A 24,933-nucleotide genomic window follows, 5' to 3' on the forward strand; every position below is an offset into this window, starting at 1 on the left:
AATTTCTTTTTCAACTTTAAAATTAACTTAATTCATTTATAAAAGCTTGCATTTTTTCAAATAATAACGCTGCATGATAACCATCCATTAATGCGTGATTTACTTCTACTGAAAATGGTATTTTTTTTGTTTCATTTTCTACAAATACTTTTCCAAATATTATTTTTGGAATTCCGTTCCCTGCTTCATCTCCTTTTCTAGCATGTTTAATTCCTGTAAAAGAAATCCAAGGTAATGTTGAGCAATGTATGATACCAAATAATTCTTCTTTTGGTTCAAAAATCATTCCTTTTTTATGATTTTCTATTACCTTTTTTCCTTGGGTATCAAATTCAAAAATGGATGATTTGTTTTCAAAATAACAAAATGAAAAAGTTTTGTTATCATTTAATATGGTTGAACCAATATTAACAGTATCAAACAAATAAACTTCTTCATTAAAAATACGCAATTTAAATTCCTGAATTTCATTCATGCATTTAAGTGCAATATATATACACGCTAATGAGAATGATAAATTATGTTTTTTACAGTAAGTGTATAAATTGCTTACTTCAATAGTTGCTGTAATATTAAAAAATGGATCTTCGTAGCTTTTAAAAAAATCATACTGCGGTTTTCTAATCCAATTTTCAACATCAAATTTATGCATTATGGTCATCTGGTTGATTAATTGTATACGTTCTCCATTTCTCTAAACAATCTACCATATCTTGCGGAATTTCAGAATTAAACCTTAAAAATTCTTTGGTAGTTGGATGTTCAAATCCTAATGTTTTTGCGTGTAAAGCTTGTCTTGGCAAAACTTTAAAACAGTTTTCTACAAATTGTTTGTATTTTGTAAAGGTGGTTCCTTTTAAAATGGCATTTCCACCATATCGTTCATCATTAAAAAGTGTATGTCCAATATGTTTAAAATGCGCTCTAATTTGATGCGTTCTACCGGTTTCTAATTTACATTGCACAAGCGTTACATAGTTAAAACGCTCAATTACTTTAAAATGCGTTATTGCAGCTTTCCCGAATTCGCCATCAGGAAAAACATCCATTTGTAAACGATTTTTTAAACTTCGTCCAATATGACCTTCAATTCTACCTTCATCTTCATCTATATTTCCCCACACCAACGCATAATACAAACGTTCGGTAGTTCTATCAAAAAATTGTTTTGATAAATGCGCCATCGCAAATTCTGTTTTGGCAACAACTAACAATCCACTTGTATCTTTATCAATTCTGTGCACCAAACCAGGTCTTTCGTTAGAATTGGTTGGTAAATTTTCAATATGATGAATTAAACCATTTACCAAAGTTCCGCTGTAATTTCCATGACCAGGATGCACAACCATTCCGGGTGGTTTATTTACAACAATTACATCGTTATCTTCAAAAATAATATCTAAAGGAATATCTTCAGCAACTAATAAATTTTCGTGTGGCGGATGCGCTAAAACAACTCTAACAACATCTTTGGGCTTTACTTTATAATTAGGTTTTACAGGAATATCGTTTACTAAAACGTTTCCGGCTCTTGCCGCTTGTTGTACTTTATTTCTGGTTGCATTTTCAATAAAATTCATTAAAAATTTATCTACACGTAAAGGCTCTTGCCCAACATTTGCAACATATTTAAAATGTTCGTAAAATTCTTCCTGATCAACTAATTCTTCTGTATCATTCATCAATTTAAAATGCTATTTCTTCAGAATCTTCTTCTGAGTTTTCTGTTTGGAATTCACCTTCATTTCCATCACCCAATTTTAATTTAATCATTGAATTTTTTGGAATTTTATCACCTGTTTTAATTAAATTTCCATTTAATAATAAACCACGCACCACATCTTTGGCTATGTCTTTTACATAAACTGCAGAAGTATCTACTCTAAAACCGATGGCTAATAATTGTGATAACGCCTGTCTTTTTGTTTTTCCGTAAAGATCTGGCATTTCAATATTTGGATATCTTGATGGGTTTAAAGTTAAATATATTTTTCTATTTTCTTTTACAAACTGTCCAGCTTCTGGGCTTTGTTCAATTACAGATTTTGCTGGATACTCTGGGTTAAAACTCGCAGAATCTATAACTTCTAAGTTTAAATCAATATTTTGCAACACAATTTCAGCTTCGTTCAAACTCATTTTTTCTAAATTTGGAACTTCTATTTTTTGGTTATGGTTAGTTGAAAACTTTAACCATTGTACAACCGCAACTGCGAAAATCAAAAAAGCAACAAGCGCTAAAATTAGCTGTTTTAAAAAAGTTTTTGATTTAATAAATTGAATGACACTCATTTTATAGTTTTATTTTTAGGCAAAGATACTTTTTTTTGAATTGTTTAAATATTTTATCGTTGAATTATGAATTAGTTTTAATAGCATTTCGCTATTTGCCATTTTAAAAAACTTTCAAACTTTCAACTTTTAATAGTAAGTTTGTATTTTATAGAACATAACTGAAAATGAAAAAAAATATTGCCATAATAATGGGTGGCTACTCTTCTGAAGTAGAAATTTCTTTAAAGAGTGGAAATGTTGTTTATGAAAATTTACCTAAAGAAAAATACATTTCTTATAGGGTTCATATACTTAAGAATAAATGGATTGCTTTAGACCATTTAAACAATGAATTCCCCATTAATAAACACGATTTTTCTTTTGAATTAAATGGTGAAAAAATAAAATTTGATTGTGTTTTTAATGCAATTCATGGAAATCCGGGTGAAGATGGAACCATTTTAGCTTATTTTAATTTAATTGGCTTAAAACAAACTTCAGCTCCATTTTACCAAATGGCATTAACTTTTAACAAAAGAGATTGTTTAAGTGTTGTAAAACAATATGGCATAAAAACAGCAACTTCATATTATTTAGATAAAGGAAATACTATAAATGTTGATGAAATTATTGCCAAAGTTGGCTTACCTTGTTTTGTAAAACCAAATAACGCTGGCTCAAGTTTTGGAATTTCTAAAGCAAAAACTAAAGAAGAAATTTTACCAGCAATTGAAAAAGCATTTAAAGAAGATTCACAAATTTTAATTGAAGCCTTTTTAGATGGACCCGAAATTACTATTGGAGTTATTCAATATAAAGGTGAAACAAAAGTATTGCCAATGACAGAAATTGTTTCTGAAAATGACTTTTTTGATTACGAAGCCAAATATTTAGGGAAATCTCAAGAAATTACGCCTGCAAGAATCTCCGATGAATTGCACAAAAAATTAGAAAAAACTGCCAAAAAAGTATACGAAATATTAAATATGAGCGGTTTTTCTAGAAGCGAATATATTATTGTAAATAACGAACCTCATTTTTTAGAAATGAATACAGTTCCTGGATTAACTTCTGCAAGTATAATTCCACAACAAGCTGCCGCCGCAGGTATAACTTTGCCAGAACTTTTTGATAACGCTATTGAAATGGCATTAAAAAACGAAATATGAGATGCGCAATTTTCCCAGGATCGTTTGATCCAATTACTTTAGGACACGTTGATATTATAAACAGAGCCTTACCTTTATTTGATGAAATAATTATTGCAATTGGTATAAATTCAGATAAATCGTATATGTTTTCTTTAGAAGACAGGATTCGGTTTATTAAAGAAAATTATGCCAACGAACCAAAAATTACTGTTGAAACTTATACGGGTTTAACTATTGATTTTTGTAAAAAAATAAATGTCGATTTTATTTTAAGAGGTTTAAGAAATCCCGCAGATTTTGAGTTTGAGAAAGCCATTGCGCAAACCAATAGAAAATTATCTAATATTGAAACTGTGTTTTTGCTAACTTCTGCAAATACTTCATTTATAAGTTCAAGTATTGTACGAGATATTATAAGAAATGGTGGCGATGCTACTGGTTTTGTACCCGATAGTGTTTTAAAAAAATAATTTGTTAGACTTAGACTCAAAAAATATTCAATTACAATTTGAAGGATTTTGCAAAACGCCTTCACTTTGGAAAAATGCAACTATTTTTGAATTACAACAATTTGATTTAAAAATTACTTCAACAACAACTTTTGAAGGTGAACTTCCAAAATATTTACGACTTGGAAAACGCGTAGAACGTTTTGTTGCACATCAACTGAAACAAGATACTACTATTTCAATTTTAGCGGAGACTATTCAAATTCAACAAGAAAAAATAACCGTTGGCGAAATTGATTTTCTGCTAAAAGAAAACCAAACACCAATTCATTTAGAAGTAGTTTACAAGTTTTATTTATATGATGAAACTATTGGAGAAACAGAAATTGAGCACTTTATTGGCCCTAATAAAAAAGATAGTTTATTGCAAAAGTTACAAAAATTGCAACAAAAACAATTGCCACTTCTTTATAATACCAACACACAAAACTTATTGAATAAATTAAGTTTAGAAGTTACTGAAATTGAACAAAAAGTACTTTTTAAAGCGCAACTATTTTTACCCTACAATGGTAAAACAGCAAAACTAAAACAGGTAAATTCAGATTGTGTAAAAGGTTTTTATATTTCTTTTAATGATCTACAACTGTTTTCCAAATGTAAATTTTACATTCCATCAAAAATAAACTGGTTACAAGAAATTCAAACTCAAGTAAACTGGTTAACATTTCAACAATTTAATTCAAAAGTTAAAATTACTATTGAACAAAAAACTTCTCCACTGTGTTGGATAAAACAACCAAATGGAGAAGTTCAAAAATTCTTTATTGTTTGGTGGTAACTACTTGTTATTTAGGCCAATCAATAGTATCATCATCTATAAAAAAAGGCGACCATTGAATTTCATCTAAAGTATCATCAATCAACCAAAAATTAATGGATTTTTCTTCAACTTCAATTACTTTTTGTTCATCACTTCCTAAATCGGAACAATCTTCTAAATCTAATTCTCCTAGGTTCATTGTTTCTAATTTCTTTAAAAGCTCTTTTTCTTTTAAACCAATAAGTGAAACACCATTTAATTCATAAAAATCTGAAGTCACAGAAATCATAATTAACTTCCATTTTTCTTCTTCATCAAAACTAATTGACAAACCTAAATCTTCATATTCCCATGATTCCGTTAAATCTTCTGCAGAATCTGAATGAGAATATTTATCAATAAAAGAGGGTTCTCCAAGCATTAATTTTGCTTCGGCTCTTGTCATTCCAAATTTTAAATTTCCCAACCCATAACCAGGTTTTATTTCCTTTAAAGCTTTTTTCATTTTATTCTACTTTTTATAAAGTAAATTTACTTTATAAATTATTATTAATTGTTTACTTTTTTATTAAATTTCTTAACGCAGACCATTGCCTAAGCATATCTCTTGAATCTGCTGCTGGATATCCTAATACCGATTTTCCAGCCTCAATATCTCCCATAACTCCTGATCCTCCACCAATAACAGCTCCAGACCCAATAGTTACGTGATCTTTTATGGAGGCGCTTCCGCCAATAATTACGCCATCGCCCAAAGTTACAGAACCTGCTAAACCACTGCTTCCTGCCATAATACAAGAACGACCTAACACGCAATTATGCGCAATTTGAACTAAATTATCAATTTTGCAACCATCTCCAATAATTGTTGAACTAAATTTAGCACGATCTACCGTTGTATTGGCCCCAATTTCAACATAATTTCCAATAATTACGTTTCCTATTTGTGGAATTTTCACCAAACCTCTTCCGTCATCACTTGGTCTATACCCAAAACCATCGGCTCCAATACTTACATTTAAATGAAAAATACAATGGCTCCCAATAATACTTCTTTCTCTAATTACGGTACCTGACCAAATTACGGTATTATTTCCAATGGTTGAATCATCAAAAATGGTGACATTTGGGTAAATTAGTACGCTATCGCCAATAACTACATTTTTTCCAACATAACAATTTGCACCAATTTTACAACCTTTTCCTATAACTGCAGTTAAATGAATTACTGCATTTGGATGAATTTCTTCTTCTAACTCAGGCATTGGCGGACTAAAAGCTTCCAGTAATTTTGCCATAGCCAAATCAGCATTTTTAACTTTTATAAACGCTTTATTTTCGCCAGGTTGCAAATCTATTTTATCGCTAATTATAGCTGCACAAGCATTTGAACTCTCCCAAAACTTACAATATTTCTGACTCCCAATTAAACTGATTTGATTGTTTTTCGCTTTCCTAATTTCTTCTGGCCCTTCAATTTTTACATCAGTAAAACCAATAAGTTCCCCATTTAATAGGCTATTTATTTCTTCAATTGAATATGATATCATTCTTTAATTTTTAACCTCATTAATTTTATGAGAAGCTTATTTACTTTTGATAAATATATTACTTTAAATTAATTAATGTAATTAAAATTGAAATGAAAGTTTGTATTCCTAAAAAATAAATGAAAACTATAGAATTTACTATTTTCTATGCTGTTGTAAATAACCTAAAACATATATAGCAGGAGCATTCCAATTTAGGCAAACTTCATTTGATGCATAGCTAGCTTCTACATCTACATATGCTTTTGCTGGAAAACTTGAAAGGTATTTAACTTCATTACTATCTTGTTTATCTTTATTTGGACCGCCAACAATAAATCCAGGTATTGGGTTTTCAACACCATCTGCTCCACTTATTCTATGATGTGGAAACTTTACTTGTTTTGAACCATACCCAGTTAAAAAGCTATATCTAGTGGCATTTTTACCAAAAATATAATCGTTTATTTGCTCAGCACCAATTAAATACTTTTCGTCATTAGATAATTTATGAGCAAAACAAAGAATCATTGCCTGATTTAAAATATCGCTATTTGATCCCCATTCAAATGTTTCTAAGGCAATTTTATATGGATTTTTTGATATTTTTTCTAATATTTCATCGGCTAATTTAATTTGACCTTTAGTTACATATAATTTTAACTCTTCATTTAAATTTTCTTTATTTTCTATCAACGAATGAAATGCATTATTTCTAACAAAAAATTTCCAACTATTAGTTAATTGATGAATATATTCTTCCTTATTTTCTAGTAAATAATTTAAATAAATTTCATTTCTTGTTGTCAAATATAATTCTGTTGCTGCCCAATAAAAATCATCTGAAAATAATATATCATCATAAGGACCTGTAACAACATCCTCAGGATTTTTATATGCTAATTTTGGATTTTTTACAGCCCATTCCCAAGCTTTTTCAGCAGCAATCAAAGCTTTTTGTGACCATTCAGGATTTTTTGCGGATTCCAATCTTACGGCTTGTGCCAAAACAGCAGCAAAATTAAGTGTTGCAGCCGTTCCTTTTCCAATAATCATCCGCTGTAAATTATAAGCTTCAGGCATAATAAAACCACTGAAATTTTTTGCTGTTAATTTATGATATACACCTCCATCGGTGTCTTGCATTGTCAAAATCCAGTTTAATTCATATTTTAACTCATTCATTAAATCACTTTCTCCATTTCCACTTTCTGGAATATTTAATTGTCCGTCTGCAATTAAATTAGGGTATTCTTCTACCAAATGAAGCATTTGACCAACGGAAAAGCTAGCGTTTACAACATATTTCCCATAATCACCAGCATCAAACCATCCACCTGGAGAATTTAAACTACCTACAGAATGTCCAGATGAAGGGTGAAATAAACAATTATCATCTAACATTCCAGCTTTTCGGCTATAAACCCCGCCATATTGTTCCTCAATTGGCATAGATGCTCTTTGAAAATAAAAACTTTTTATTGCCGCATTTAAGGCATCTGTATAAATTTCTTTTTTTATTTGAAATGAATATGATTTTAATTTATTATCTATCAAAATATAATATTTTCCTTCAGAAATAACTGAACTAAAATCTCCTAAAAAAACCTGTTCTCCAGAAATATTCCAAATTCCCTTATTTATCAATTTTCCAGTATAAACAACTTCATCTTTCTCATTTACAACAGCAAAAGTTTCAACTTGAACATCTGCAACAACAAATTGCTTTACTGAATTTGGGTAAAATCCAATTTGATTTATCCTAATCGCATCACTAAACTCTGGTTCTGCTTTTTTTGAATTGCACGACACCAATGAAATACACATTAACAGTATTAATAAATTTAAATGTTTATTTATATTTACTTTTGAAAATTCTAATATTTCCTTATTCATTATAAAATAATTTTGTTAACTACTTCAAAAATACAATTCATAGGAAAATTTAATTAATACTATTTTGTCATATTATAAAACTAAAAAAGTTACTATAATTTAATTTCAGTATCCTTTTTTTAGACTTCTATTATTGCTTAAAATCAATCAAATTTTAGTATTTTGCAACGCTTCTAAAAAGAAAAAAAATGAAAGTTTGTATTGCCGAAAAACCAAGTGTAGCTCGTGAGATTGCTTCCGTATTAGGAGCAACAACTAAAAGAGATGGTTATTTTGAAGGAAACGGATATGCTGTAACTTATACTTTTGGCCATTTATGCACACTTTTTGAACCAAACGATTACAAACCACATTGGAAAAGTTGGGATTTGAATAATTTACCAATGCTTCCTGAAAAATTTGAAACCAAGGTTGTTGCCAATTCTGGAATACAAAAGCAATTTAAAATTGTAAAAAGTTTATTTGATAAGGCTACAGAAATTATAAATTGTGGTGATGCCGGCCAAGAAGGAGAATTAATTCAGCGTTGGGTGATAAACCAAGCAAATTATAAAGGTGAAGTTAAACGTTTGTGGATTTCTTCACTTACAACAGAAGCAATAAAAGAAGGATTTGAAAATTTAAAACCATCCAAAAACTACGATAATTTATTTTATGCCGGATTTTCACGTGCCATTGGAGATTGGTTACTGGGAATGAACGCTACCAGATTGTACACCGTAAAACACGGAGGTTATAAACAAGTTTTGTCTGTTGGAAGAGTTCAAACGCCAACATTGGCAATGGTGGTGAACAGATTTAAAGAAATTGAAAATTTTGTACCTCAACCGTTTTGGGAATTACAAACTTTGTATAGAGAAACAATTTTCAACTGCGAAGAAGGACGATTTCTAAAAAAAGAAGATGGTGAAATTTTAGCGAATAAAGTAAAAGAAGCTGAATTTGAAATTGTATCTAATACCAAATCAAAAGGAAAAGAATACGCACCAAAACTCTTCGATTTAACTGGTTTACAAGTGTATTGCAATAATAAATTTGCATTTTCTGCAGAAGAAACATTAAACATTGTTCAAAAATTATATGAACAAAAAGTAGTTACGTATCCAAGAGTTGATACCACATTTTTACCAAATGATATTTACCCAAAAGTTCCGGGAATATTAAAAAACTTAACCAATTATTCCAACTTAGTTCAACCTCTTTTAGGTAAAAAAATAAAAAAATCATCTAAAGTTTTTGATGATAAAAAAGTAACCGATCACCACGCAATTATTCCAACTGGAGTTCAAACAAACTTACAGTACAATCAGCAACAAGTGTATGACATTATTACAAAACGCTTTATTGCTGTTTTTTATGATGAATGTAAAGTATCTAACACCACTGTTATTGGAAAAGCAAGTGACGTAACTTTTAAAACTACTGGAAAAGAAATTTTAGAAAAAGGTTGGCGCGTTGTTTTTGAAAATCCAGATTCACCAGAAAAAAAAGAATCAGGGATTTTACCAAATTTTGTAAAAGGTGAAAAAGGTCCACATGAACCTTCTTTTTTAGAAAAACAAACAAGTCCACCAAAAATATATACTGAAGCAACATTGCTAAGAGCTATGGAAACTGCTGGTAAACAGGTAGATGATGATGAAATGCGTGAGTTAATGAAAGAAAATGGCATTGGAAGACCATCAACCAGAGCAAACATTATTGAAACGCTTTTTAAAAGAAAATATATTGAGCGTAAAAAGAAATTATTGTACCCAACAAGTACTGGAATTCAGTTAATTGACACCATTCAAAATGAATTATTAAAGTCAGCTGAACTTACCGGTTTATGGGAAAAACAATTAAAAGAAATTGAAAAAGGAACATTTAATGCTGCACTTTTTATAAAAAATATGAAAAGTATGGTTGAAAATTTGGTGTACGAAGTTCGGTCAGAAACTGTGAGAGCTAATATTTCCCACGTTACAACTATTTCAAAAAATGAAAATAATTCATCAGAAAAAAAGGTTAAAAAAACAAAAGGAATAACTGCTGAAAAATGCCCAAAATGCAATAACGGGACTTTGCTAAAAGGCTCATCTGCCTATGGTTGTAGCAACTATAAAAACGGTTGTAAATTTATTTTACCATTCACTTTTTTAGACAAAAAAATATCAGAAAATCAATATATCAGACTTTTAAAGAAAGGTTGTACCGTTAACTTAAAAGGTTTCAAAAGCAATAATGAAGAAGTTGAAGGTTTGGTACGTTTTAATGATGATTACAATTTAGTTTTTGAGCCTAAAAAAACAGTAAAAAAATTGGATGTATCAGATAAAATTCCGTGTCCAAAATGTAAAAAGGGAACGGTTTTAAAAGGAAAAACAGCGTATGGTTGTAGCGAGTATAAAAACGGTTGTAATTTTCTTTTTAGTTTTGATGATATCAGAAAAAAAGCTGGTGAAAAACCATTGACTAAAGAATTAGTTCTTTCAATATTAAAAGGAAATTAATTGAATGGAACATCAACATTTTGTTATTTTTAAACCTTTTGGATATTTAAGTCAGTTTGCCAATAATGATATTAGTAAGCACAAAAAAAAGTTATTAGGTGAGTTTTACAATTTCCCTGAAAATATAATGGCTATTGGACGATTAGATGAAAAATCCGAAGGATTGTTATTTTTAACTACCGATGGAAATATGAGTGAATTGGTTAGAAGTAGCCATTTTGAAAAAGAATATTATGTTCAAGTTGATGGAGATATTTCACCTGAGGCAATTACAGAATTACAAAATGGGGTTGAAATTGGTATTCACGGAACAAAATATATGACCAACAATTGCTCGGTTTATAAATTAACTAAAACTCCTCAATTTCCTGATAGGGGAAAAAAAATTAGAGATGACAGACACGGACCAACAAGCTGGATTTCAATTACTTTAACTGAAGGAAAATTTCGGCAAATTAGAAAAATGACTGCTGCAGTTGGGTATCCAACATTACGGCTGGTTCGCGTTAGGATTGGTTCTCACTCTATTGATTTAATGAAAGTTGGAGAAGTAAAAGAGATAGTTTCTTTTATAAAATAAAGGCAATTTTTAACAATTTAATTGTTCATCGCATAATACAGTTATAAATAAGGTTAAACCAAACATATTAAAAAGTTCTTTTTCAAAAAAATACTTATCTTGTAATTCAAATTTAAACTACTAACAAAATGATCACACTTCAAATAAACGGCAAATCTCACTCTATTGATGTTGACCCAGAAATGCCTTTGCTTTGGGCAATTAGAGATGTTATTGGACTAACTGGCACAAAATATAGTTGCGGTATTGGAGTTTGTGGCTCTTGCAAAGTGCTGCTAGATAATTCCCCTGTTCAATCTTGCATGATTCCGGTTGCTGCTGCAGAAGGCAAAAGTATTATTACCGTTGAAGGTACATCTAAAAACTTACAATTATTACAAGAATCTTGGATGGAATTAAACGTTCCTCAATGTGGTTTTTGTCAACCAGGACAATTAATTGCAGCTACAGCTTTGTTAGATAAAAATCCGAAGCCAACAGATGAAGAAATTGACGAAGCTATGATTGGAAATATTTGCAGATGTGGAACATATCAACGCATAAAAAATGCCATCAACAGAACTGTAAACCTTAACAAACAACACTAATTATGAAGAAAATTCAAAATATAAGTAGAAGAAGTTTTGTTAAAAGTATTGGTTTGGCTTCTGGCGGATTGGTTTTAGCTTGTAACACTTCCATTTTTTCAGATAAAGAAAAAGAAGTGAAGAGTTTAACAAATTTTAATCCTAATTTATTTGTTCAACTTAATTCTGATGGAAGTTTAATTTTAGTGGCTTCACGTTCAGAAATGGGTAATGGCGTTAGAACTTCTTTACCTTCAATAATTGCTGATGAAATGGAAGCAGATTGGAGCAGAGTTTCTATTCAACAAGCAACTGGCGATAAAAAATATGGTGATCAAAATACGGATGGTTCAAGAAGTATTCGATACTTATTTGAAACTATGCGCCAAATGGGAGCCACAGCAAAAGCAATGTTAATTACTGCAGCAGCACAAACTTGGAATGTTCCAGAAGCGGAATGCACTGCGGAAAACCATTTTGTGATTCATACAAGTGGTAAAAAATTGGGGTTTGGAGAATTAGTTGAAGTTGCCAAAACTTTAGAAGTTCCAACTGATGTGAAATTAAAAGATTCTAAAGATTTCAAATACATTGGGAAAGAATTAAAAAGTATTGATGTTGACGATTATGTTTCCGGAAATGCCATTTTTGGTTTAGATAAACGATTGCCAGGTATGAAATTTACAGCAATTGCACGTTGTCCGGTTACTTTTGGAAAAGTAAAATCCTTTGATAAAACTGAAGCTTTAAAAATTAATGGAGTACTAAATGTTATTGAAATTCCAAGAATTGAGCGCCCTTTTGGAACACTTGGAGGAATAGCGGTTATTGCAACAAATACGTGGGCTGCATTTAAAGGAAGAGATGCCTTAAAAATTGAATGGTATTTTGGCAATAATAAAGAATATGATTCAGAAAAATACATGAATCAAATTACTAAAAATGTTCATAAAGAAGGAAAAGTTGCAAACACTACTGGTAATGTAAATAAAGCTTTTAAAAAGGGACATAAAATTATAGAAAGTACTTTTCAACTACCGCATTTATCACACGCACCAATGGAAGTTCCCAATGCAGTTGCTTGGGTTCAGGGTGAAACATGTGAAATTTGGGCTCCAACGCAAGAACCCCAAGCTTCAAGAGCTGAAGTTGTCGCATATTTAGGAGTTCCAGAAGAAAATGTTATAGTTAATGTTACTTTTTTAGGAGGTGGATTTGGACGTAAATCTAAACCAGATTATGTTGTTGAAGCTGCAATAATTTCAAAAGCCATAAATGCTCCGGCTCAAGTAGTTTGGTCTAGAGAAGACGATATTCAACACGGATATTACCATACAGTTAGCGCACAATACATGAAAGCTTCTATAGATATAGAAGGAAAAGTTACTGGTTGGTTACATAGATTTGCATTGCCATCAATAACATCTACTTTTTCATCTGGAGTAGATTATGCCGCAGGATTTGAAATTAGTAGTGCATCTAATATTCCATTTGACATTGAAAATATTAAAATTGAAGTTGGTAAAGCACCTGCACACGTAAGAATTGGTTGGTTGCGTTCGGTTATAAATATTCCACATGGGTTTTCTATTAATGTTTTTGCCGATGAATTAGCAGTTGCAGCAAAAAAAGATCCTTTAGAATTTAGATTAAATTTAATTGGTGAAGATAGAATTGTAAATCCAGATGAACAGATTCCGTTTAAAACACAACGACTTAAAAATGTTTTAAAATTAGCTGCCAAAAATGCCAATTGGGGAAAAGATTTACCCGAAGGCCACGCACAAGGTTTAGCTGTGCATTACAGTTTTAATTCATACGTTGCTTCTGTTGTTGAAGTTTCTGTAATTGAAGGCAAATTAAAAGTTCACCAAGTGCATACAGTCATTGATTGTGGTTTAGTAGTGAATAAAAATACTGTAATTGCGCAAATGGAAGGTTCTGCAATTTTTGGAATGTCGTTAGCATTTTACGGGAAAATTACTGCAAAAAATGGTGCTATTGAACAAGGAAATTATCATGACTATAAAATGATTAGAATGCATGAAGCTCCTAAAATTAATGTTGAAATTGTAGAAAGTACTGAAAATCCAACTGGAGTTGGCGAACCTGGAGTTCCAGTAATTGCACCAGCAATAATAAACGCTATTTTTAAAGCAACTGGAAAAAGATATTATAATTTGCCGTTGAGTGATTACGGATTAGTTTAATTTATTTTGAAAATTTAAATGAATAATTGGATTGATTACCTGTACAATTTTAAGGTTAAAAAGCAACCAATTGCTTTAGTTACTATAACAAAAGTTTTAGGCTCAGCACCTTGTAAAGTTGCATCAAAAATGATTGTTACTAAACACAAAGAAATTATTGGAACAATTGGTGGCGGAAAATTAGAATTTCAAGTAATTGATGAAGCAATTATTGCTCTAAAAGAAAATAAAATTAAAGAATTCGCTTATACATTAGGACCTGAATTTGAACAATGTTGCGGTGGAAAAGTTGAATTAATTATTGAACCTATGAATCAATCTCCTGAATTATATATTTTTGGTGCCGGTCATATTGGCGTTGAAATTTGTGACATCTTAAAAAATACACCTTTTAATATAACACTTTTAGATATTCGTGAAAATTGGAAAGAAACTATTTCTATTGATAAAAGTATTACGTTTTCTAATATTGACTTTGAACTGTATAAACAAACTATTAATTGGGGACCAAATTGTTATGTTGTTATTTTAACCCACGATCATAAATTAGATTTTGAAATTACAGCTTTGGCACTTCATGAAAAAACTAAATATATTGGCTTAATTGGCAGTAAAACCAAAAAGAATAAATTTAATAATATGCTGAGAAATGAATTAAATTTTGAAGCAGGGATTTCACCAGTTCATTGTCCTATTGGTTTAGATTTAGGTGGAAATACTCCAAAAGAAATTGCCATTAGTGTTGCCGCAGAATTATTGAAAGTTTATTATGAAAAATAATACTGTTTTTGTGATGCTCGCCGGAGGAAAATCTGAACGCATGGGAACAGACAAAGGCTTGTTGAAATTTAATGACACTTATTGGATACTTGAACAACTTAACAGAATTTCAAAATCAACAATACAAGAAGTTTATATTGGTTTAGGATTTCACTCACAACATTATTTTGAGGCGATTCCTTGGCTTAAAGATGCTTTAAATGATTTTGTTAGTTATAAAAATTTAAAGGTAAAAGTTGTTATTAATAATGTACCAGAGTTAGGTTCATTTTCCACATTGAAAACTGTTTTAAAAGAAGTTCCAGAAAAATCAGCTATCATTTTAAACCATATTGATATTCCAATTTTAAATACTGCGGAATTAAATAAAATTATTTTAACAGAAAATGATGTTGTGATACCTCATTTCAAAAATAAAAATGGACATCCAATAAAATTGAGTGCTGACATTTGGATTAATTTAATTCAAATAAAAGCAACAGAAAAAGATGCTCGTTTGGATTTTCAACTAAAAAAAATAAACCCTATCAAAATTTCAACTGTTGAAGTTTTTGATAGGGCTATAACTCTTAATTTGAATTCTAAAAACGATTGGAATTCTTACTTAGAAAATCAATAATTTAGTATTATTTTTCAAACAATCCTTTGGTAAAACTTTCAGGATTTGCTGCTAAATGATAACGAGGATCATCAATATCTTCAACAATAACTTCCTTAAATTTTGGATTAGATTTATACAACAATTCTTTACATTCTTCACTTAAATGTTTTAAGTGAATTTGTTTTCCTGCTGTTTCATATTTTTCAACAATATTAAAAATAGCTTCTAAAGCAGAATGATCACTTATACGAGATTCTACAAAGTCAATTTCCACAAAATCTGGATCATTTTTAACATCAAACTTTTCATTAAACGTTGTTATAGAACCAAAGAAAAGTGGTCCCCAAATTTCATACACTTTAGTCCCATCATCTTTCATTCTTTTTCTGGCTCTAATTCTGGTGGCGTTTTCCCAAGAAAAAACCAAAGCACTTACAATTACACCTGCAATAACAGCAATTGCTAAATCGAAAATTACAGTTAAAGCTGAAACTAAAATCAATACAAATAAATCAGTTCTTGGTATTTTATTTGAAATTCTAAAGCTACTCCATTCAAAAGTACCAATAACAACCATAAACATAACACCAACTAACGCTGCAATTGGAACTTGCTCTATATATGATGATCCAAATAAAATAAAAATCAACAACATTACAGCAGCAACAACTCCAGATAATCTTCCTCTACCACCACCTTTTATATTGATAATAGATTGACCAATCATTGCGCAACCTCCCATTCCTCCAAATAGTCCAGTAATTATGTTTGCACTTCCTTGCGCTACACATTCTTTATTACCATTTCCACGCGTTTCAGTTAAATCATCTATTAAATTTAAAGTCATTAAAGATTCTATTAAACCGATTGCAGCCAATATTAAAGCGTAGGGTAAAATAAATTTAATTGATTCAATGGTAAAAGGAACTTTTGCGAAAGTTTCTAAATTTAGCGTAGGTAAACCACCTTTTAAACCTTCTCCTCCACCATCTCTAATAAATGAACCCACAGTTGCTACATCAAAGTTTGATAAAATTGCAATAGTACTAACAACAAGAATTGCAATTAATGCTTCTGGCAACTTTTTTAATTGTTTAATTTTTGGAAGTCCCCACATTATTAGCATTGTTAAAGCAACCAAACCAATCATTAAATACAATTGATTTCCTTGCAGCCAAACTTTTTCACTATCAATAGTTTTTTTAAACATTCCTAATTGCGAAAGAAAAATTACAATTGCCAAACCATTCACAAAACCCATCATTACCGGATGTGGAATTAAACGAACAAATTTACCAAGCTTTAAAACACCCGCTAAAACTTGAATTATTCCCATTAAAATTACAGTAGCAAACAAATAATATAATCCTAAGTTTTCATCTGGATTTCCCATTTCATTTCCTCTAGCTACCAAGGTTACCATTACTACAGCTAAAGCGCCTGTTGCTCCAGAAATCATACCTGGTCTTCCTCCAAAAATAGATGTAATTAAACCAACCATAAAGGCTGCATACAAACCAACTAATGGGTCTACTCCTGCCACAAAGGCAAAGGCAACAGCTTCCGGAACTAATGCCAACGCAACTGTTACACCAGATAAAACATCATTTCTAAAATTAGCCGTTTGCTTTTTAATAAATTCTGTCATAGTCTATAATTTTCAAAAGTCGGCAAATATAAGGATTTTAAATTTGAAGTTTTGGCTGATGAATTTTCACGCCAAAAAGTGTAATTTCAAGTATTGCTTAAAATAGCAATTTAATATTTTGGTACGAATTATTTAATGCTCGTTTGGTTTCTTCTTTATTTTTAAAAACTACTTCTTCAATATCTTCTTCAATTTGAGGAATTAATTGTCCTTTGTAATCTGTTTTCATTAAAAACCAATAGGTAATTTTTAAAATTGTTTTATTATTTCGTTTAAAAATATGATAGGTAGTTTCTAGTTTTTTTTCTATATGTAAACAGTCAATTCCACACTCTTCTTCAACTTCTCTAATGGCACAATCTTTTTTATTTTCGCCTTTATTTATTTTTCCTTTAGGTAAATCCCATTTATTAAATCTATAAATAAACAGCACATCATTAGAAGGATTGAAAACCTTTCCTCCAGCAGCTTTTTGAATTTTAAAATAACTTTTAAACTGTTTCCAACAACTTTTTAAATTACTACATAACAAGCAAATTCCTTCAGCTTTATTATTAAATAATTCTTCTGTAATTTTAAGAATTGAAGCTTCTTCAAAATTAATTTTCTTCAATTTTGTTGAAATATTATTATTTTCTGTCAAAATTATTAGACAGTCATTCACAAAAACTTTATACATTTGCATTATGATTAAGAACAAAGATACTGCAAAAAAAACTGCTGAACTTTTATTACAAATAAAAGCTATAAAATTACAACCAAACGATCCTTTTACTTGGGCCTCTGGGTGGAATTCTCCAATTTATTGCGACAATAGAACTACGTTATCTTTTCCAAAAATAAGAAATTATTTGAGAGAAAATTTAGCTAATTTAATTGAGCAAGAATATGGAAAACCCGATGTAATTGCAGGAGTAGCAACTGGAGCAATCGCCATTGGCGTTTTAGTTGCTCAACATTTAAACGTTCCGTTTGTATATGTTAGACCTGAGCCAAAATCTCATGGTAGAAAAAATCAAGTAGAAGGTTTGTTAGAAAAAAATAAAAGTGTTGTTGTTGTTGAAGATTTAATTAGTACTGGAAAAAGTAGTTTAAATGCTGTAAAAGCATTGAAAGAAGAAGGTGCTAACGTTAAAGGAATGGTGGCTATATTTTCATATGGTTTTGAAATTGCTAATGAAAATTTCTCAAACGCAGATGTAAAATTATCAACTTTAAGTAATTACCATTATTTATTAGAACAAGCTTTAGATAGCAGTTATATTTCGGAAAAAGAATTAGAAACCCTAAAAAACTGGAGAGAAAATCCTAGTGAGTGGAATAAAAAATAAGATTATGAATTTAGAAACTAAAAAATCAGTAATTAATAAATCTCAAAAAGAATTTTTTGATTTTTTATCAGACCTTAATAATTTCAAACAATTAATGCCAGAAAATACGGATAAGTTTGAAGTTGATGGCGACTCGTTTATTTTTAGCTTAAAAGGAATGCCAGAAATTAGATTGGTAATTAAAGAAAAACAAGAATTTGATAAAATTGTTTTAGGTGCTGCAAGCAGTAAATTAAATTTTTCTTTAACTGCTAATATTCTACCTATTACAGATAATAGTTGTGAAACGCAATTGTTATTTAATGGCGATTTTAACCCAATGATGGCTATGATGGTTAAAAGTCCATTGCAAAAATTTATTGATACACTTACAGATAACGCAGGGAAACTTTAATAAAAGCTACTTTTTATCGACTCGCAAATTTAATTTCTTTCAAATTAAATTTGCGAGTTTTTTCATTCTCCAACTCTATAACCAACTGACCTTCAACAGAAATATTTATAATTTTCCCCATAAAAACTACATTATCTTTATCCATAAACATCGCCGGTGAATTAAATTTATATAAAGAACTCATATACATTTCTTTTAATTTTATAAATTCTTTCCTGTAAATAAATTCAACATAATATTGAATTGATGCAATAATATCTTTTAATAATTCGCCTTTATTTATTTCATTTCCTGAAATATTTTTTAATGAAGTAACATATGCTATTTCTTTTGAAAAATTTGTTTGATTCACATTCAACCCAATACCTATTACCGCGTTTTTAATAAAATTTCCAGTAATACTATTTTCAATTAAAATTCCTGCAACTTTATCTTTATCTGCCAAAATGTCGTTTGGCCATTTAATATGAAAATTGGAATTAAATTGAGATTGTAACACTTTTAAAACACCCAAAGAAACAGCCATACTTAAGTAAAATTGTTGGGTTATTTTAAAATCTAAAAACTTAATTAAAACACTAAACGTTAGGTTTTTACCTTGATCAGATTCCCAAACAGTTCCTAACTGACCTCTTCCATCTGTTTGCTTTTCAGCTACCACAACTGTAAAACTTTCAAAATTGTTTTTATTAGCATTCTTCTTCATGTAAGAATTGGTAGAATCAATGGCATTAAGTTTGATAATATTCATTTAAATAATTGTAATTTCACCAAAGTTACTTAAAACTTATTTTATTATAAAAAAATAATAACTTTGCAGCAACTTAAAAAAAATTTAATGAGTAAAAAAAATATAAGCGCAGACGATCAAATAGCAGTAATATTAAAGGCTATTGATGAATTAAAAGGAGTGGATGTTCAAATATTAGATTTGAGAGAAATTGAAAATACCGTTTGTGATTATTTTATAATCTGTTCTGGAACTTCAAATACTCACGTAAATGCAATTTCTGGGAATATTCAAAAACAGGTAGGTAAATTAGCAAAAGAAAAACCTTGGCACGTTGAAGGTGAAGGATTAGCTGAATGGATTTTAATAGATTATGTAAATATTGTAGTACACGTTTTTCAAAAAAGAATTCGTGAATATTATGATATAGAGAGTTTATGGGGCGATGCAAAAATTACACAAATTGCTTAATTAACTAATTAAGTTAGTAAATCTTTAAAAAAAACTAAATGAGTCAGGAAAATAAGAATACTTCAAATTCAAAAATAAAAGCTCCAAAATTCAATTTTTATTGGATATATGGAATTATTTTTGCATTAATAATTGGCTACCAGTTATTTAGCAGCGACAGTATGTCATCTAAAAATTTATCTCAAAATGAGTTTGAAACTATTTTGAAGGAAAATGATATTGACAAAATTGTAATAGTTAATAAAGATGTTGCCAATATTTTTATTAAAAAAGAGGCATTAGAAAAAGAAAAACATAAAAAGAATGTAAGTTCAATTTATGCTAGTAATTCACCAATGTATTATTATAATTTTGGTGATTTGAAAAACTTTGAAGATCAATTAAAACAGACAAAACAAGCAGATTCTTTAGATTTTGACCTTAAAAACGAAGAGCAAACAAACTTTTTAGAACAAATTTTTATGTACTTGCCTTTTATCTTTTTAATAGGTTTGTGGATATATTTTATGAGAAGAATGTCTGGTGGTAGTTCAGGTGGTGGAGGTCAAATATTTAGTATTGGAAAATCTAAAGCTAAATTATTTGATGAAAACCAAAAAGTAAAAACATCATTTAAAGATGTTGCTGGATTAGAAGGTGCGAAAGAAGAAGTGCAAGAAATTGTAGACTTTTTAAAAAGCCCAGACAAATATACTTCATTAGGTGGTAAAATTCCTAAAGGAGCTTTACTAGTAGGTCCTCCAGGAACAGGAAAAACATTATTAGCTAAGGCAGTAGCAGGAGAAGCTGGTGTTCCATTTTTCTCATTATCAGGTTCAGATTTTGTTGAAATGTTTGTGGGTGTTGGAGCTTCTAGAGTTAGAGATTTATTTAAACAAGCACAACAAAAAGCACCATCAATTATATTTATTGATGAAATTGATGCGGTTGGTAGATCTCGTGGTAAAAGCAATATGACTGGTGGAAATGACGAAAGAGAAAATACACTGAACCAATTACTAACAGAAATGGATGGTTTTGGTACAGATACAAACGTTATTGTTATTGCTGCTACAAACAGAGCAGATGTTTTAGATAAAGCATTATTGAGAGCAGGAAGATTTGATAGACAAATTTATGTTGACTTGCCAAATTTAACAGAACGTGCAGAAATTTTTAAAGTGCATTTAAAACCAATTAAATTGGATAAAGATGCTGATATTGAATTTTTATCGCAACAGACTCCTGGTTTTTCAGGTGCTGATATTGCCAATTTATGTAATGAGGCCGCATTAATCGCTGCTAGAAACGGTAAAACAGCTGTTCATCATCAAGACTTTTTAGATGCTGTTGACAGAATTGTTGGTGGATTAGAAAAGAAAAATAAAATAATTACTCCAAGAGAAAAGAAAACTATTGCTTTTCATGAAGCAGGACACGCAACTGCAAGTTGGATGCTTGAGCACGCTGCTCCATTGGTAAAAGTTACCATTGTTCCTCGTGGACAATCTTTAGGAGCCGCTTGGTATTTACCAGAAGAACGCCAAATTGTACAAGCAGAACAAATGTTAGATGAAATGTGTGCAACTTTAGCTGGTAGAGCTGCTGAAAAAATAATGTTCAATAAAATTTCAACAGGAGCGTTAAACGATCTTGAAAAAATTACGCGTCAAGCAAGAGCCATGGTTACTGTTTATGGTTTAAATGATAAAATTGGAAATATCACTTATTATGATTCTTCAGGGCAATCTGAATACAATTTTACTAAGCCATATAGTGAAGAAACGGCACAAATAATTGATAAAGAAATTTCTGAAATTATTGAAACTCAATACCAAAGAGCAATCAAAATTTTGAGTGATAATAAAGATAAATTAGTAACACTTGCTGAACTTTTATTGGAGAAAGAAGTTATATTTAAGAATGATTTAGAAGTTATTTTTGGAAAAAGACCTTTCGATAAAGAGGTTTTAAAATCAGAAGATTCATCTAAAACTGAAAATTCATCAGAAACTGTTGAATAAATTGATAAGTTTTTTATAATTTTGAAATTATTCAAAATAAATAATGAGTTTTTTCAAAAAATTATTTAATGCCCCAAAGCAACCTGAACCTGAAGACGAGTCTTTAGAGGTTCAAAACTTATCATTAGATCAAATATTTGTCCAAAATTTTATTAAAAATAATGGAAAGTTTTTGTATTGTACTTCTCTTCAGGAAGTTACACAAAACTTAGCAAATATTATTCAGGAAAATTCTTGGGAATCTATTATTTGCAACGATAATGATTTGATAAAACTTATAAAAACTGTAAATGTGAAAACAGTTGAAAAATTCAGTAATTCATTTCCTCTTTTCACAACATGCGAGCATTTAATAGCTGAAAATGGAAGTATATTGTTTTCCTCAAATCAGCTAAAAGAATTTAAAATATCAGAACTTACTGAAAATTTTATAGTTTATGCAACTACAAGTCAGTTTGTAAAAACTAAAGGAGAAAGTTTAACAGGTATAAAAACACGTTACCAAGGAAACATTCCAAGTAATATAAGTGCAATAAAAAATTACAATCCTAATTTTGAGGAGACCGATTTTATGAGTTACGGCAATACCAATGCAAAAAACTTATATTTATTGCTGTTTGAAGATTTATAACTTATGAGAAAATTTTTTAAACGTGCGCTCTCAGGAATTGTTTTTGTTAGTGTTCTAATTTTTTGTATCCTATATAGTAAAATAACATTTATTAGCCTATTTTTTGTTTTAATGATATTCTGTTTATATGAATTCAAAAAAATGATAGGTTTAAAAAGTGTTTTCCCTTATTTAATTGGTTCTTTGGTTTTTGTATTTGGAAACATCCTAAATGTTGAAGATTTACCTTCCATCATGATTTTTGAATATGTTGGAGTTGCATTATTTCTTACAATATTTATATCTTTTGCTTCTATCCTATTTGCTAAAAAGGAAGAAGTTATTAGCCACTTAGGAAAAATATTTTTAACAATTATTTATATTGTTGTTCCATTTACTTTGATTGTGCAAATACCATTTTTAAATGCAACGTTTAATTATGTGAATTCAACCATTTTAGGGGTATTTATATTAATTTGGACGAATGATACCTTTGCGTATTTAGTAGGTAAAAATATAGGTAAACATAAATTACTTGAACGAATTTCTCCCAACAAAACCATTGAAGGATTTATTGGCGGAATGGTGGCTACATTTATAGCAAGTTTTATAATAGCCAACCAATTTACAACACATTCTATAATTCAATGGGTTGTAATTGCAGGAATTGTTAGTATATTTGGTGTATTGGGTGATTTAATAGAATCTATGTTTAAAAGACAAGCCGGAGTTAAAGATAGTAGTAACTTTATTCCTGGTCACGGCGGCTTTTTAGATCGATTTGATAGTGTGATTTTTGCGGCACCTTTTATTTTTATTTATTTACAAATTATTCAATAAATATGTTTCATAAAGAAGGTTATAAAATAATTGTAATAGCAACTTTCATTGTTGGTATTGGTATAATTTTAATCGATAGCTTTATTTCAATAAGTTGGTTAAACAAACTTTTAGCTATTTGTTTTTTGCTTTTTTATGTAATTATTTTGCAGTTTTTCAGAAATCCAAAAAGAAATACTCAACTAAATGATAACGTAATAATTGCTCCAGTTGATGGAAAAGTTGTTGTTATTGAAGAAGTTTTTGAAAAAGAATATTTTAAGGATAAACGCCTACAAGTTTCAATATTTATGTCTCCTTTAAACGTACACGTTACCAGATATCCAGTTAGTGGAGAAGTAATATTTAGTGCGTACCACCCCGGAAAATATTTAGTTGCATGGCATCCTAAAGCTTCTGAAGAAAATGAAAGAACAACTATTGTAATTAAAAATAACGTAATTGGAGAAATTTTATATAGACAAATTGCTGGAGCTTTGGCTAAAAGAATTGTAAATTACGCTAAACCACAAATGCAGGTTGTACAAGGAACTGATGCTGGTTTTATTAAATTTGGATCTAGGGTAGATTTATTTTTACCTTTAAACGCTACTATTAAAGTTAATTTAAATGACAAAGTTACAGGTGGAGAGCAAATAATAGCAATTCTCTAATTTTTATATTTAAAAAATTTAGAATGAAAAATAAATTAAATATAGAATTTCAAGAAGCCTATAAAATTGCATCTACAACTAATATAAAATTAGCACCAGATATTATGTTGCAATTTTATGCTTACTACAAACAAGCTACAAAAGGCAATAACTACGAAGAACCATCTGGAGATGTAGAATTGCGTAATGCTTTTAAATTAAATGCATGGTTTCAATTAAACCACTTATCTGAAATAGAGGCAAAAACAAAATATATTGAACTTGTAAATAAATATTTAAAAAAACCATGAAAAAACAAATCGCATTAAGTTTATTAATTTTAGTAGCAGTAATTTCATTTTCATGTAAAAACACTACTAAAAAAGAAGAAAATACTCATACTAAATCATATAGCATAGATTCAAGAACCACTTCAATAAAATGGACGGCTTATAAAACAACCAATAAAGTCCCAGTGAAAGGTGAATTTTCAACAGTTAGTATTGATACCTTAAAAACGGGTAGCTCTGTAAAAGAAGTATTAAATAATTTAAAATTTAGTATTCCTGTTAACAGCTTGTTTACAAACGACACTATTAGAGATGGTAAATTAAAAAAATTCTTTTTTGGTACCATGGAAAATACATCAAATATTTTGGGGGAAATTCATATGCTTAACGAAACCTCAGGTAATGTTGATATTACTATGAATGGCATTACACAATCGTTGCCAATTACATACGTAATTGATGGACAAATGGCAACAATTGAAGCTGTTATGGATTTAGATAATTGGAAAGCACAAGCTGCCATTACTGCTTTAAACACTGTTTGCGCAGAACTTCATGCTGGAGAAGATGGTATTTCAAAAACTTGGAGTGAAGTTAAAATTGAAGTTGCCACGTATTTAAATTATAATTAAA

General features: G+C 29.8%; 27 protein-coding genes. 18 read left to right on the top strand and 9 right to left on the bottom strand.

The features are described 5' to 3' along the window. Nucleotides 1-22: 22 nt before the first annotated feature. From JEY78_RS12285 to JEY78_RS12295, 3 genes are read right to left on the bottom strand one after another with little or no spacing between them, the layout of a single operon-like run. Nucleotides 23-652, bottom strand: coding sequence for a CatA-like O-acetyltransferase (locus JEY78_RS12285; RefSeq protein ID WP_291851690.1), 630 nt, complete (start codon nucleotides 650-652; stop codon nucleotides 23-25). After that, complete coding sequence (locus JEY78_RS12290) at nucleotides 645-1,682, bottom strand: RluA family pseudouridine synthase (protein ID WP_291851694.1); 1,038 nt, start codon at nucleotides 1,680-1,682, stop codon at nucleotides 645-647. Before JEY78_RS12290 ends, JEY78_RS12285 begins: the two co-directional genes overlap by 8 nt. Nucleotides 1,683-1,686: 4 nt before the next feature. Further along, entirely contained in the window at nucleotides 1,687-2,292 is a 606-nt protein-coding gene (locus JEY78_RS12295) for a PASTA domain-containing protein (protein WP_291851697.1), read from the bottom strand. A 167-nt stretch (nucleotides 2,293-2,459) separates the two neighbouring features. Between JEY78_RS12295 and JEY78_RS12300 the strand changes: the two genes are divergently transcribed. The 3 genes from JEY78_RS12300 to JEY78_RS12310 are packed head-to-tail and all read left to right on the top strand — an operon-like array spanning nucleotide 2,460 to nucleotide 4,715. Next, entirely contained in the window at nucleotides 2,460-3,443 is a 984-nt protein-coding gene (locus JEY78_RS12300) for a D-alanine--D-alanine ligase (protein ID WP_291851700.1), read from the top strand. After that, nucleotides 3,440-3,895 (top strand): pantetheine-phosphate adenylyltransferase, encoded by a 456-nt coding sequence (gene coaD, locus JEY78_RS12305; protein ID WP_291851703.1) that lies wholly within the window; start codon nucleotides 3,440-3,442, stop codon nucleotides 3,893-3,895. Before JEY78_RS12300 ends, coaD begins: the two co-directional genes overlap by 4 nt. Before the next feature lies 1 nt (nucleotide 3,896). After that, nucleotides 3,897-4,715 carry a DUF1853 family protein gene (locus JEY78_RS12310; protein WP_291851707.1) on the top strand — a complete coding sequence of 273 codons (819 nt, stop codon included), beginning with the start codon at nucleotides 3,897-3,899 and terminating at the stop codon, nucleotides 4,713-4,715. A 7-nt stretch (nucleotides 4,716-4,722) separates the two neighbouring features. Here JEY78_RS12310 and JEY78_RS12315 read toward each other — a convergent pair whose 3' ends face one another. The 3 genes from JEY78_RS12315 to JEY78_RS12325 form a co-directional block, all read right to left on the bottom strand. Further along, nucleotides 4,723-5,202: a hypothetical protein gene (locus JEY78_RS12315; protein WP_291851710.1), complete on the bottom strand. Its 480-nt coding sequence runs from the start codon at nucleotides 5,200-5,202 to the stop codon at nucleotides 4,723-4,725. Between the two features lie 52 nt (nucleotides 5,203-5,254). Further along, the gene (gene lpxD / locus JEY78_RS12320) at nucleotides 5,255-6,247 is read right to left on the bottom strand and encodes a UDP-3-O-(3-hydroxymyristoyl)glucosamine N-acyltransferase (RefSeq protein WP_291851713.1); all 993 of its coding nucleotides are present in this window, start codon (nucleotides 6,245-6,247) and stop codon (nucleotides 5,255-5,257) included. Between the two features lie 138 nt (nucleotides 6,248-6,385). Beyond that, nucleotides 6,386-8,122 (bottom strand): glycoside hydrolase family 9 protein, encoded by a 1,737-nt coding sequence (locus JEY78_RS12325; protein WP_291851716.1) that lies wholly within the window; start codon nucleotides 8,120-8,122, stop codon nucleotides 6,386-6,388. Nucleotides 8,123-8,310: 188 nt separating this feature from the next. On the opposite strand from JEY78_RS12325, the gene JEY78_RS12330 reads away from it, so the two are divergent. The 6 genes from JEY78_RS12330 to JEY78_RS12355 all read left to right on the top strand — a co-directional run bounded on the left by JEY78_RS12330 (nucleotide 8,311) and on the right by JEY78_RS12355 (nucleotide 15,369). Further along, on the top strand, nucleotides 8,311-10,614 hold the full coding sequence (locus JEY78_RS12330; protein ID WP_291851718.1) for a type IA DNA topoisomerase: 2,304 nt from the start codon (nucleotides 8,311-8,313) through the stop codon (nucleotides 10,612-10,614). Between the two features lie 4 nt (nucleotides 10,615-10,618). Beyond that, complete coding sequence (locus tag JEY78_RS12335) at nucleotides 10,619-11,194, top strand: pseudouridine synthase (RefSeq protein WP_291851721.1); 576 nt, start codon at nucleotides 10,619-10,621, stop codon at nucleotides 11,192-11,194. A gap of 128 nt (nucleotides 11,195-11,322) precedes the next feature. Continuing rightward, a complete protein-coding gene (locus JEY78_RS12340) occupies nucleotides 11,323-11,781 on the top strand; it encodes a (2Fe-2S)-binding protein (protein WP_291851724.1) in 459 nt (152 codons plus the stop codon). Nucleotides 11,782-11,783: 2 nt separating this feature from the next. Next, nucleotides 11,784-13,970, top strand: a complete 2,187-nt coding sequence (locus JEY78_RS12345; protein ID WP_291851727.1) for a molybdopterin cofactor-binding domain-containing protein — start codon at nucleotides 11,784-11,786, stop codon at nucleotides 13,968-13,970. An 18-nt stretch (nucleotides 13,971-13,988) separates the two neighbouring features. After that, nucleotides 13,989-14,750 carry a xanthine dehydrogenase accessory protein XdhC gene (gene xdhC / locus JEY78_RS12350; protein WP_291851730.1) on the top strand — a complete coding sequence of 254 codons (762 nt, stop codon included), beginning with the start codon at nucleotides 13,989-13,991 and terminating at the stop codon, nucleotides 14,748-14,750. Continuing rightward, nucleotides 14,740-15,369: an NTP transferase domain-containing protein gene (locus JEY78_RS12355; protein WP_291851733.1), complete on the top strand. Its 630-nt coding sequence runs from the start codon at nucleotides 14,740-14,742 to the stop codon at nucleotides 15,367-15,369. The genes xdhC and JEY78_RS12355 overlap by 11 nt, the downstream gene beginning before the upstream one ends. A 7-nt stretch (nucleotides 15,370-15,376) precedes the next feature. Here the strand turns inward: JEY78_RS12355 and JEY78_RS12360 are convergent, their stop codons facing one another. Beyond that, on the bottom strand, nucleotides 15,377-16,999 hold the full coding sequence (locus tag JEY78_RS12360; RefSeq protein ID WP_291851736.1) for a SulP family inorganic anion transporter: 1,623 nt from the start codon (nucleotides 16,997-16,999) through the stop codon (nucleotides 15,377-15,379). A 97-nt stretch (nucleotides 17,000-17,096) separates the two neighbouring features. Further along, nucleotides 17,097-17,612, bottom strand: coding sequence for an NUDIX domain-containing protein (locus JEY78_RS12365; protein WP_291851739.1), 516 nt, complete (start codon nucleotides 17,610-17,612; stop codon nucleotides 17,097-17,099). A 73-nt stretch (nucleotides 17,613-17,685) separates the two neighbouring features. Here JEY78_RS12365 and pyrE point away from each other — a divergent pair, with 73 nt between their 5' ends. Then, the gene (gene pyrE / locus JEY78_RS12370) at nucleotides 17,686-18,330 is read left to right on the top strand and encodes an orotate phosphoribosyltransferase (RefSeq protein WP_291851743.1); all 645 of its coding nucleotides are present in this window, start codon (nucleotides 17,686-17,688) and stop codon (nucleotides 18,328-18,330) included. A gap of 4 nt (nucleotides 18,331-18,334) precedes the next feature. Beyond that, on the top strand, nucleotides 18,335-18,724 hold the full coding sequence (locus tag JEY78_RS12375) for an SRPBCC family protein (RefSeq protein ID WP_291851745.1): 390 nt from the start codon (nucleotides 18,335-18,337) through the stop codon (nucleotides 18,722-18,724). A gap of 13 nt (nucleotides 18,725-18,737) precedes the next feature. On the opposite strand, the gene JEY78_RS12380 is transcribed toward JEY78_RS12375, so the two are convergent. Continuing rightward, nucleotides 18,738-19,475, bottom strand: coding sequence for a biotin--[acetyl-CoA-carboxylase] ligase (locus JEY78_RS12380; RefSeq protein WP_291851747.1), 738 nt, complete (start codon nucleotides 19,473-19,475; stop codon nucleotides 18,738-18,740). Nucleotides 19,476-19,562: 87 nt separating this feature from the next. Here JEY78_RS12380 and rsfS point away from each other — a divergent pair, with 87 nt between their 5' ends. From rsfS to JEY78_RS12415, 7 genes are read left to right on the top strand one after another with little or no spacing between them, the layout of a single operon-like run. Further along, nucleotides 19,563-19,925, top strand: coding sequence for a ribosome silencing factor (rsfS, locus tag JEY78_RS12385; protein WP_291851750.1), 363 nt, complete (start codon nucleotides 19,563-19,565; stop codon nucleotides 19,923-19,925). A gap of 38 nt (nucleotides 19,926-19,963) precedes the next feature. Further along, nucleotides 19,964-21,928, top strand: a complete 1,965-nt coding sequence (gene ftsH, locus JEY78_RS12390; RefSeq protein ID WP_291851753.1) for an ATP-dependent zinc metalloprotease FtsH — start codon at nucleotides 19,964-19,966, stop codon at nucleotides 21,926-21,928. A gap of 43 nt (nucleotides 21,929-21,971) precedes the next feature. Then, nucleotides 21,972-22,559 (top strand): hypothetical protein, encoded by a 588-nt coding sequence (locus tag JEY78_RS12395; RefSeq protein ID WP_291851756.1) that lies wholly within the window; start codon nucleotides 21,972-21,974, stop codon nucleotides 22,557-22,559. 3 nt (nucleotides 22,560-22,562) lie between these two features. Then, entirely contained in the window at nucleotides 22,563-23,378 is an 816-nt protein-coding gene (locus JEY78_RS12400; RefSeq protein ID WP_291851759.1) for a phosphatidate cytidylyltransferase, read from the top strand. A gap of 2 nt (nucleotides 23,379-23,380) precedes the next feature. Beyond that, the gene (locus tag JEY78_RS12405; protein WP_291851762.1) at nucleotides 23,381-24,031 is read left to right on the top strand and encodes a phosphatidylserine decarboxylase family protein; all 651 of its coding nucleotides are present in this window, start codon (nucleotides 23,381-23,383) and stop codon (nucleotides 24,029-24,031) included. A 23-nt stretch (nucleotides 24,032-24,054) separates the two neighbouring features. Further along, nucleotides 24,055-24,321, top strand: a complete 267-nt coding sequence (locus JEY78_RS12410) for an acyl-CoA-binding protein (RefSeq protein ID WP_291851765.1) — start codon at nucleotides 24,055-24,057, stop codon at nucleotides 24,319-24,321. After that, nucleotides 24,318-24,932, top strand: a complete 615-nt coding sequence (locus JEY78_RS12415; protein WP_291851769.1) for a YceI family protein — start codon at nucleotides 24,318-24,320, stop codon at nucleotides 24,930-24,932. The genes JEY78_RS12410 and JEY78_RS12415 overlap by 4 nt, the downstream gene beginning before the upstream one ends. Nucleotide 24,933 lies beyond the last annotated feature (1 nt).

It is taken from the genome of Lutibacter sp., from assembly GCF_016342705.1.
Classification (GTDB): domain Bacteria; phylum Bacteroidota; class Bacteroidia; order Flavobacteriales; family Flavobacteriaceae; genus Lutibacter.

What these genes read in the sequence shown, in the direction of transcription:
- JEY78_RS12290 (WP_291851694.1), bottom strand. Translation starts at nt 1,682, where the DNA reads ATGAATGATACAGAAGAATTAGTTGATCAGGAAGAATTTTACGAACAT.
- JEY78_RS12325 (WP_291851716.1), bottom strand. Translation starts at nt 8,122, where the DNA reads ATGAATAAGGAAATATTAGAATTTTCAAAAGTAAATATAAATAAACAT.
- JEY78_RS12375 (WP_291851745.1), top strand. Translation starts at nt 18,335, where the DNA reads ATGAATTTAGAAACTAAAAAATCAGTAATTAATAAATCTCAAAAAGAA.
- xdhC (WP_291851730.1), top strand. Translation starts at nt 13,989, where the DNA reads ATGAATAATTGGATTGATTACCTGTACAATTTTAAGGTTAAAAAGCAA.
- JEY78_RS12380 (WP_291851747.1), bottom strand. Translation starts at nt 19,475, where the DNA reads ATGAATATTATCAAACTTAATGCCATTGATTCTACCAATTCTTACATG.
- JEY78_RS12355 (WP_291851733.1), top strand. Translation starts at nt 14,740, where the DNA reads ATGAAAAATAATACTGTTTTTGTGATGCTCGCCGGAGGAAAATCTGAA.
- JEY78_RS12395 (WP_291851756.1), top strand. Translation starts at nt 21,972, where the DNA reads ATGAGTTTTTTCAAAAAATTATTTAATGCCCCAAAGCAACCTGAACCT.
- JEY78_RS12330 (WP_291851718.1), top strand. Translation starts at nt 8,311, where the DNA reads ATGAAAGTTTGTATTGCCGAAAAACCAAGTGTAGCTCGTGAGATTGCT.
- JEY78_RS12405 (WP_291851762.1), top strand. Translation starts at nt 23,381, where the DNA reads ATGTTTCATAAAGAAGGTTATAAAATAATTGTAATAGCAACTTTCATT.
- JEY78_RS12360 (WP_291851736.1), bottom strand. Translation starts at nt 16,999, where the DNA reads ATGACAGAATTTATTAAAAAGCAAACGGCTAATTTTAGAAATGATGTT.
- pyrE (WP_291851743.1), top strand. Translation starts at nt 17,686, where the DNA reads ATGATTAAGAACAAAGATACTGCAAAAAAAACTGCTGAACTTTTATTA.
- JEY78_RS12340 (WP_291851724.1), top strand. Translation starts at nt 11,323, where the DNA reads ATGATCACACTTCAAATAAACGGCAAATCTCACTCTATTGATGTTGAC.
- JEY78_RS12285 (WP_291851690.1), bottom strand. Translation starts at nt 652, where the DNA reads ATGCATAAATTTGATGTTGAAAATTGGATTAGAAAACCGCAGTATGAT.
- rsfS (WP_291851750.1), top strand. Translation starts at nt 19,563, where the DNA reads ATGAGTAAAAAAAATATAAGCGCAGACGATCAAATAGCAGTAATATTA.
- JEY78_RS12345 (WP_291851727.1), top strand. Translation starts at nt 11,784, where the DNA reads ATGAAGAAAATTCAAAATATAAGTAGAAGAAGTTTTGTTAAAAGTATT.
- coaD (WP_291851703.1), top strand. Translation starts at nt 3,440, where the DNA reads ATGAGATGCGCAATTTTCCCAGGATCGTTTGATCCAATTACTTTAGGA.
- JEY78_RS12400 (WP_291851759.1), top strand. Translation starts at nt 22,563, where the DNA reads ATGAGAAAATTTTTTAAACGTGCGCTCTCAGGAATTGTTTTTGTTAGT.
- ftsH (WP_291851753.1), top strand. Translation starts at nt 19,964, where the DNA reads ATGAGTCAGGAAAATAAGAATACTTCAAATTCAAAAATAAAAGCTCCA.
- JEY78_RS12300 (WP_291851700.1), top strand. Translation starts at nt 2,460, where the DNA reads ATGAAAAAAAATATTGCCATAATAATGGGTGGCTACTCTTCTGAAGTA.
- JEY78_RS12335 (WP_291851721.1), top strand. Translation starts at nt 10,619, where the DNA reads ATGGAACATCAACATTTTGTTATTTTTAAACCTTTTGGATATTTAAGT.
- JEY78_RS12315 (WP_291851710.1), bottom strand. Translation starts at nt 5,202, where the DNA reads ATGAAAAAAGCTTTAAAGGAAATAAAACCTGGTTATGGGTTGGGAAAT.
- JEY78_RS12295 (WP_291851697.1), bottom strand. Translation starts at nt 2,292, where the DNA reads ATGAGTGTCATTCAATTTATTAAATCAAAAACTTTTTTAAAACAGCTA.
- lpxD (WP_291851713.1), bottom strand. Translation starts at nt 6,247, where the DNA reads ATGATATCATATTCAATTGAAGAAATAAATAGCCTATTAAATGGGGAA.
- JEY78_RS12415 (WP_291851769.1), top strand. Translation starts at nt 24,318, where the DNA reads ATGAAAAAACAAATCGCATTAAGTTTATTAATTTTAGTAGCAGTAATT.
- JEY78_RS12410 (WP_291851765.1), top strand. Translation starts at nt 24,055, where the DNA reads ATGAAAAATAAATTAAATATAGAATTTCAAGAAGCCTATAAAATTGCA.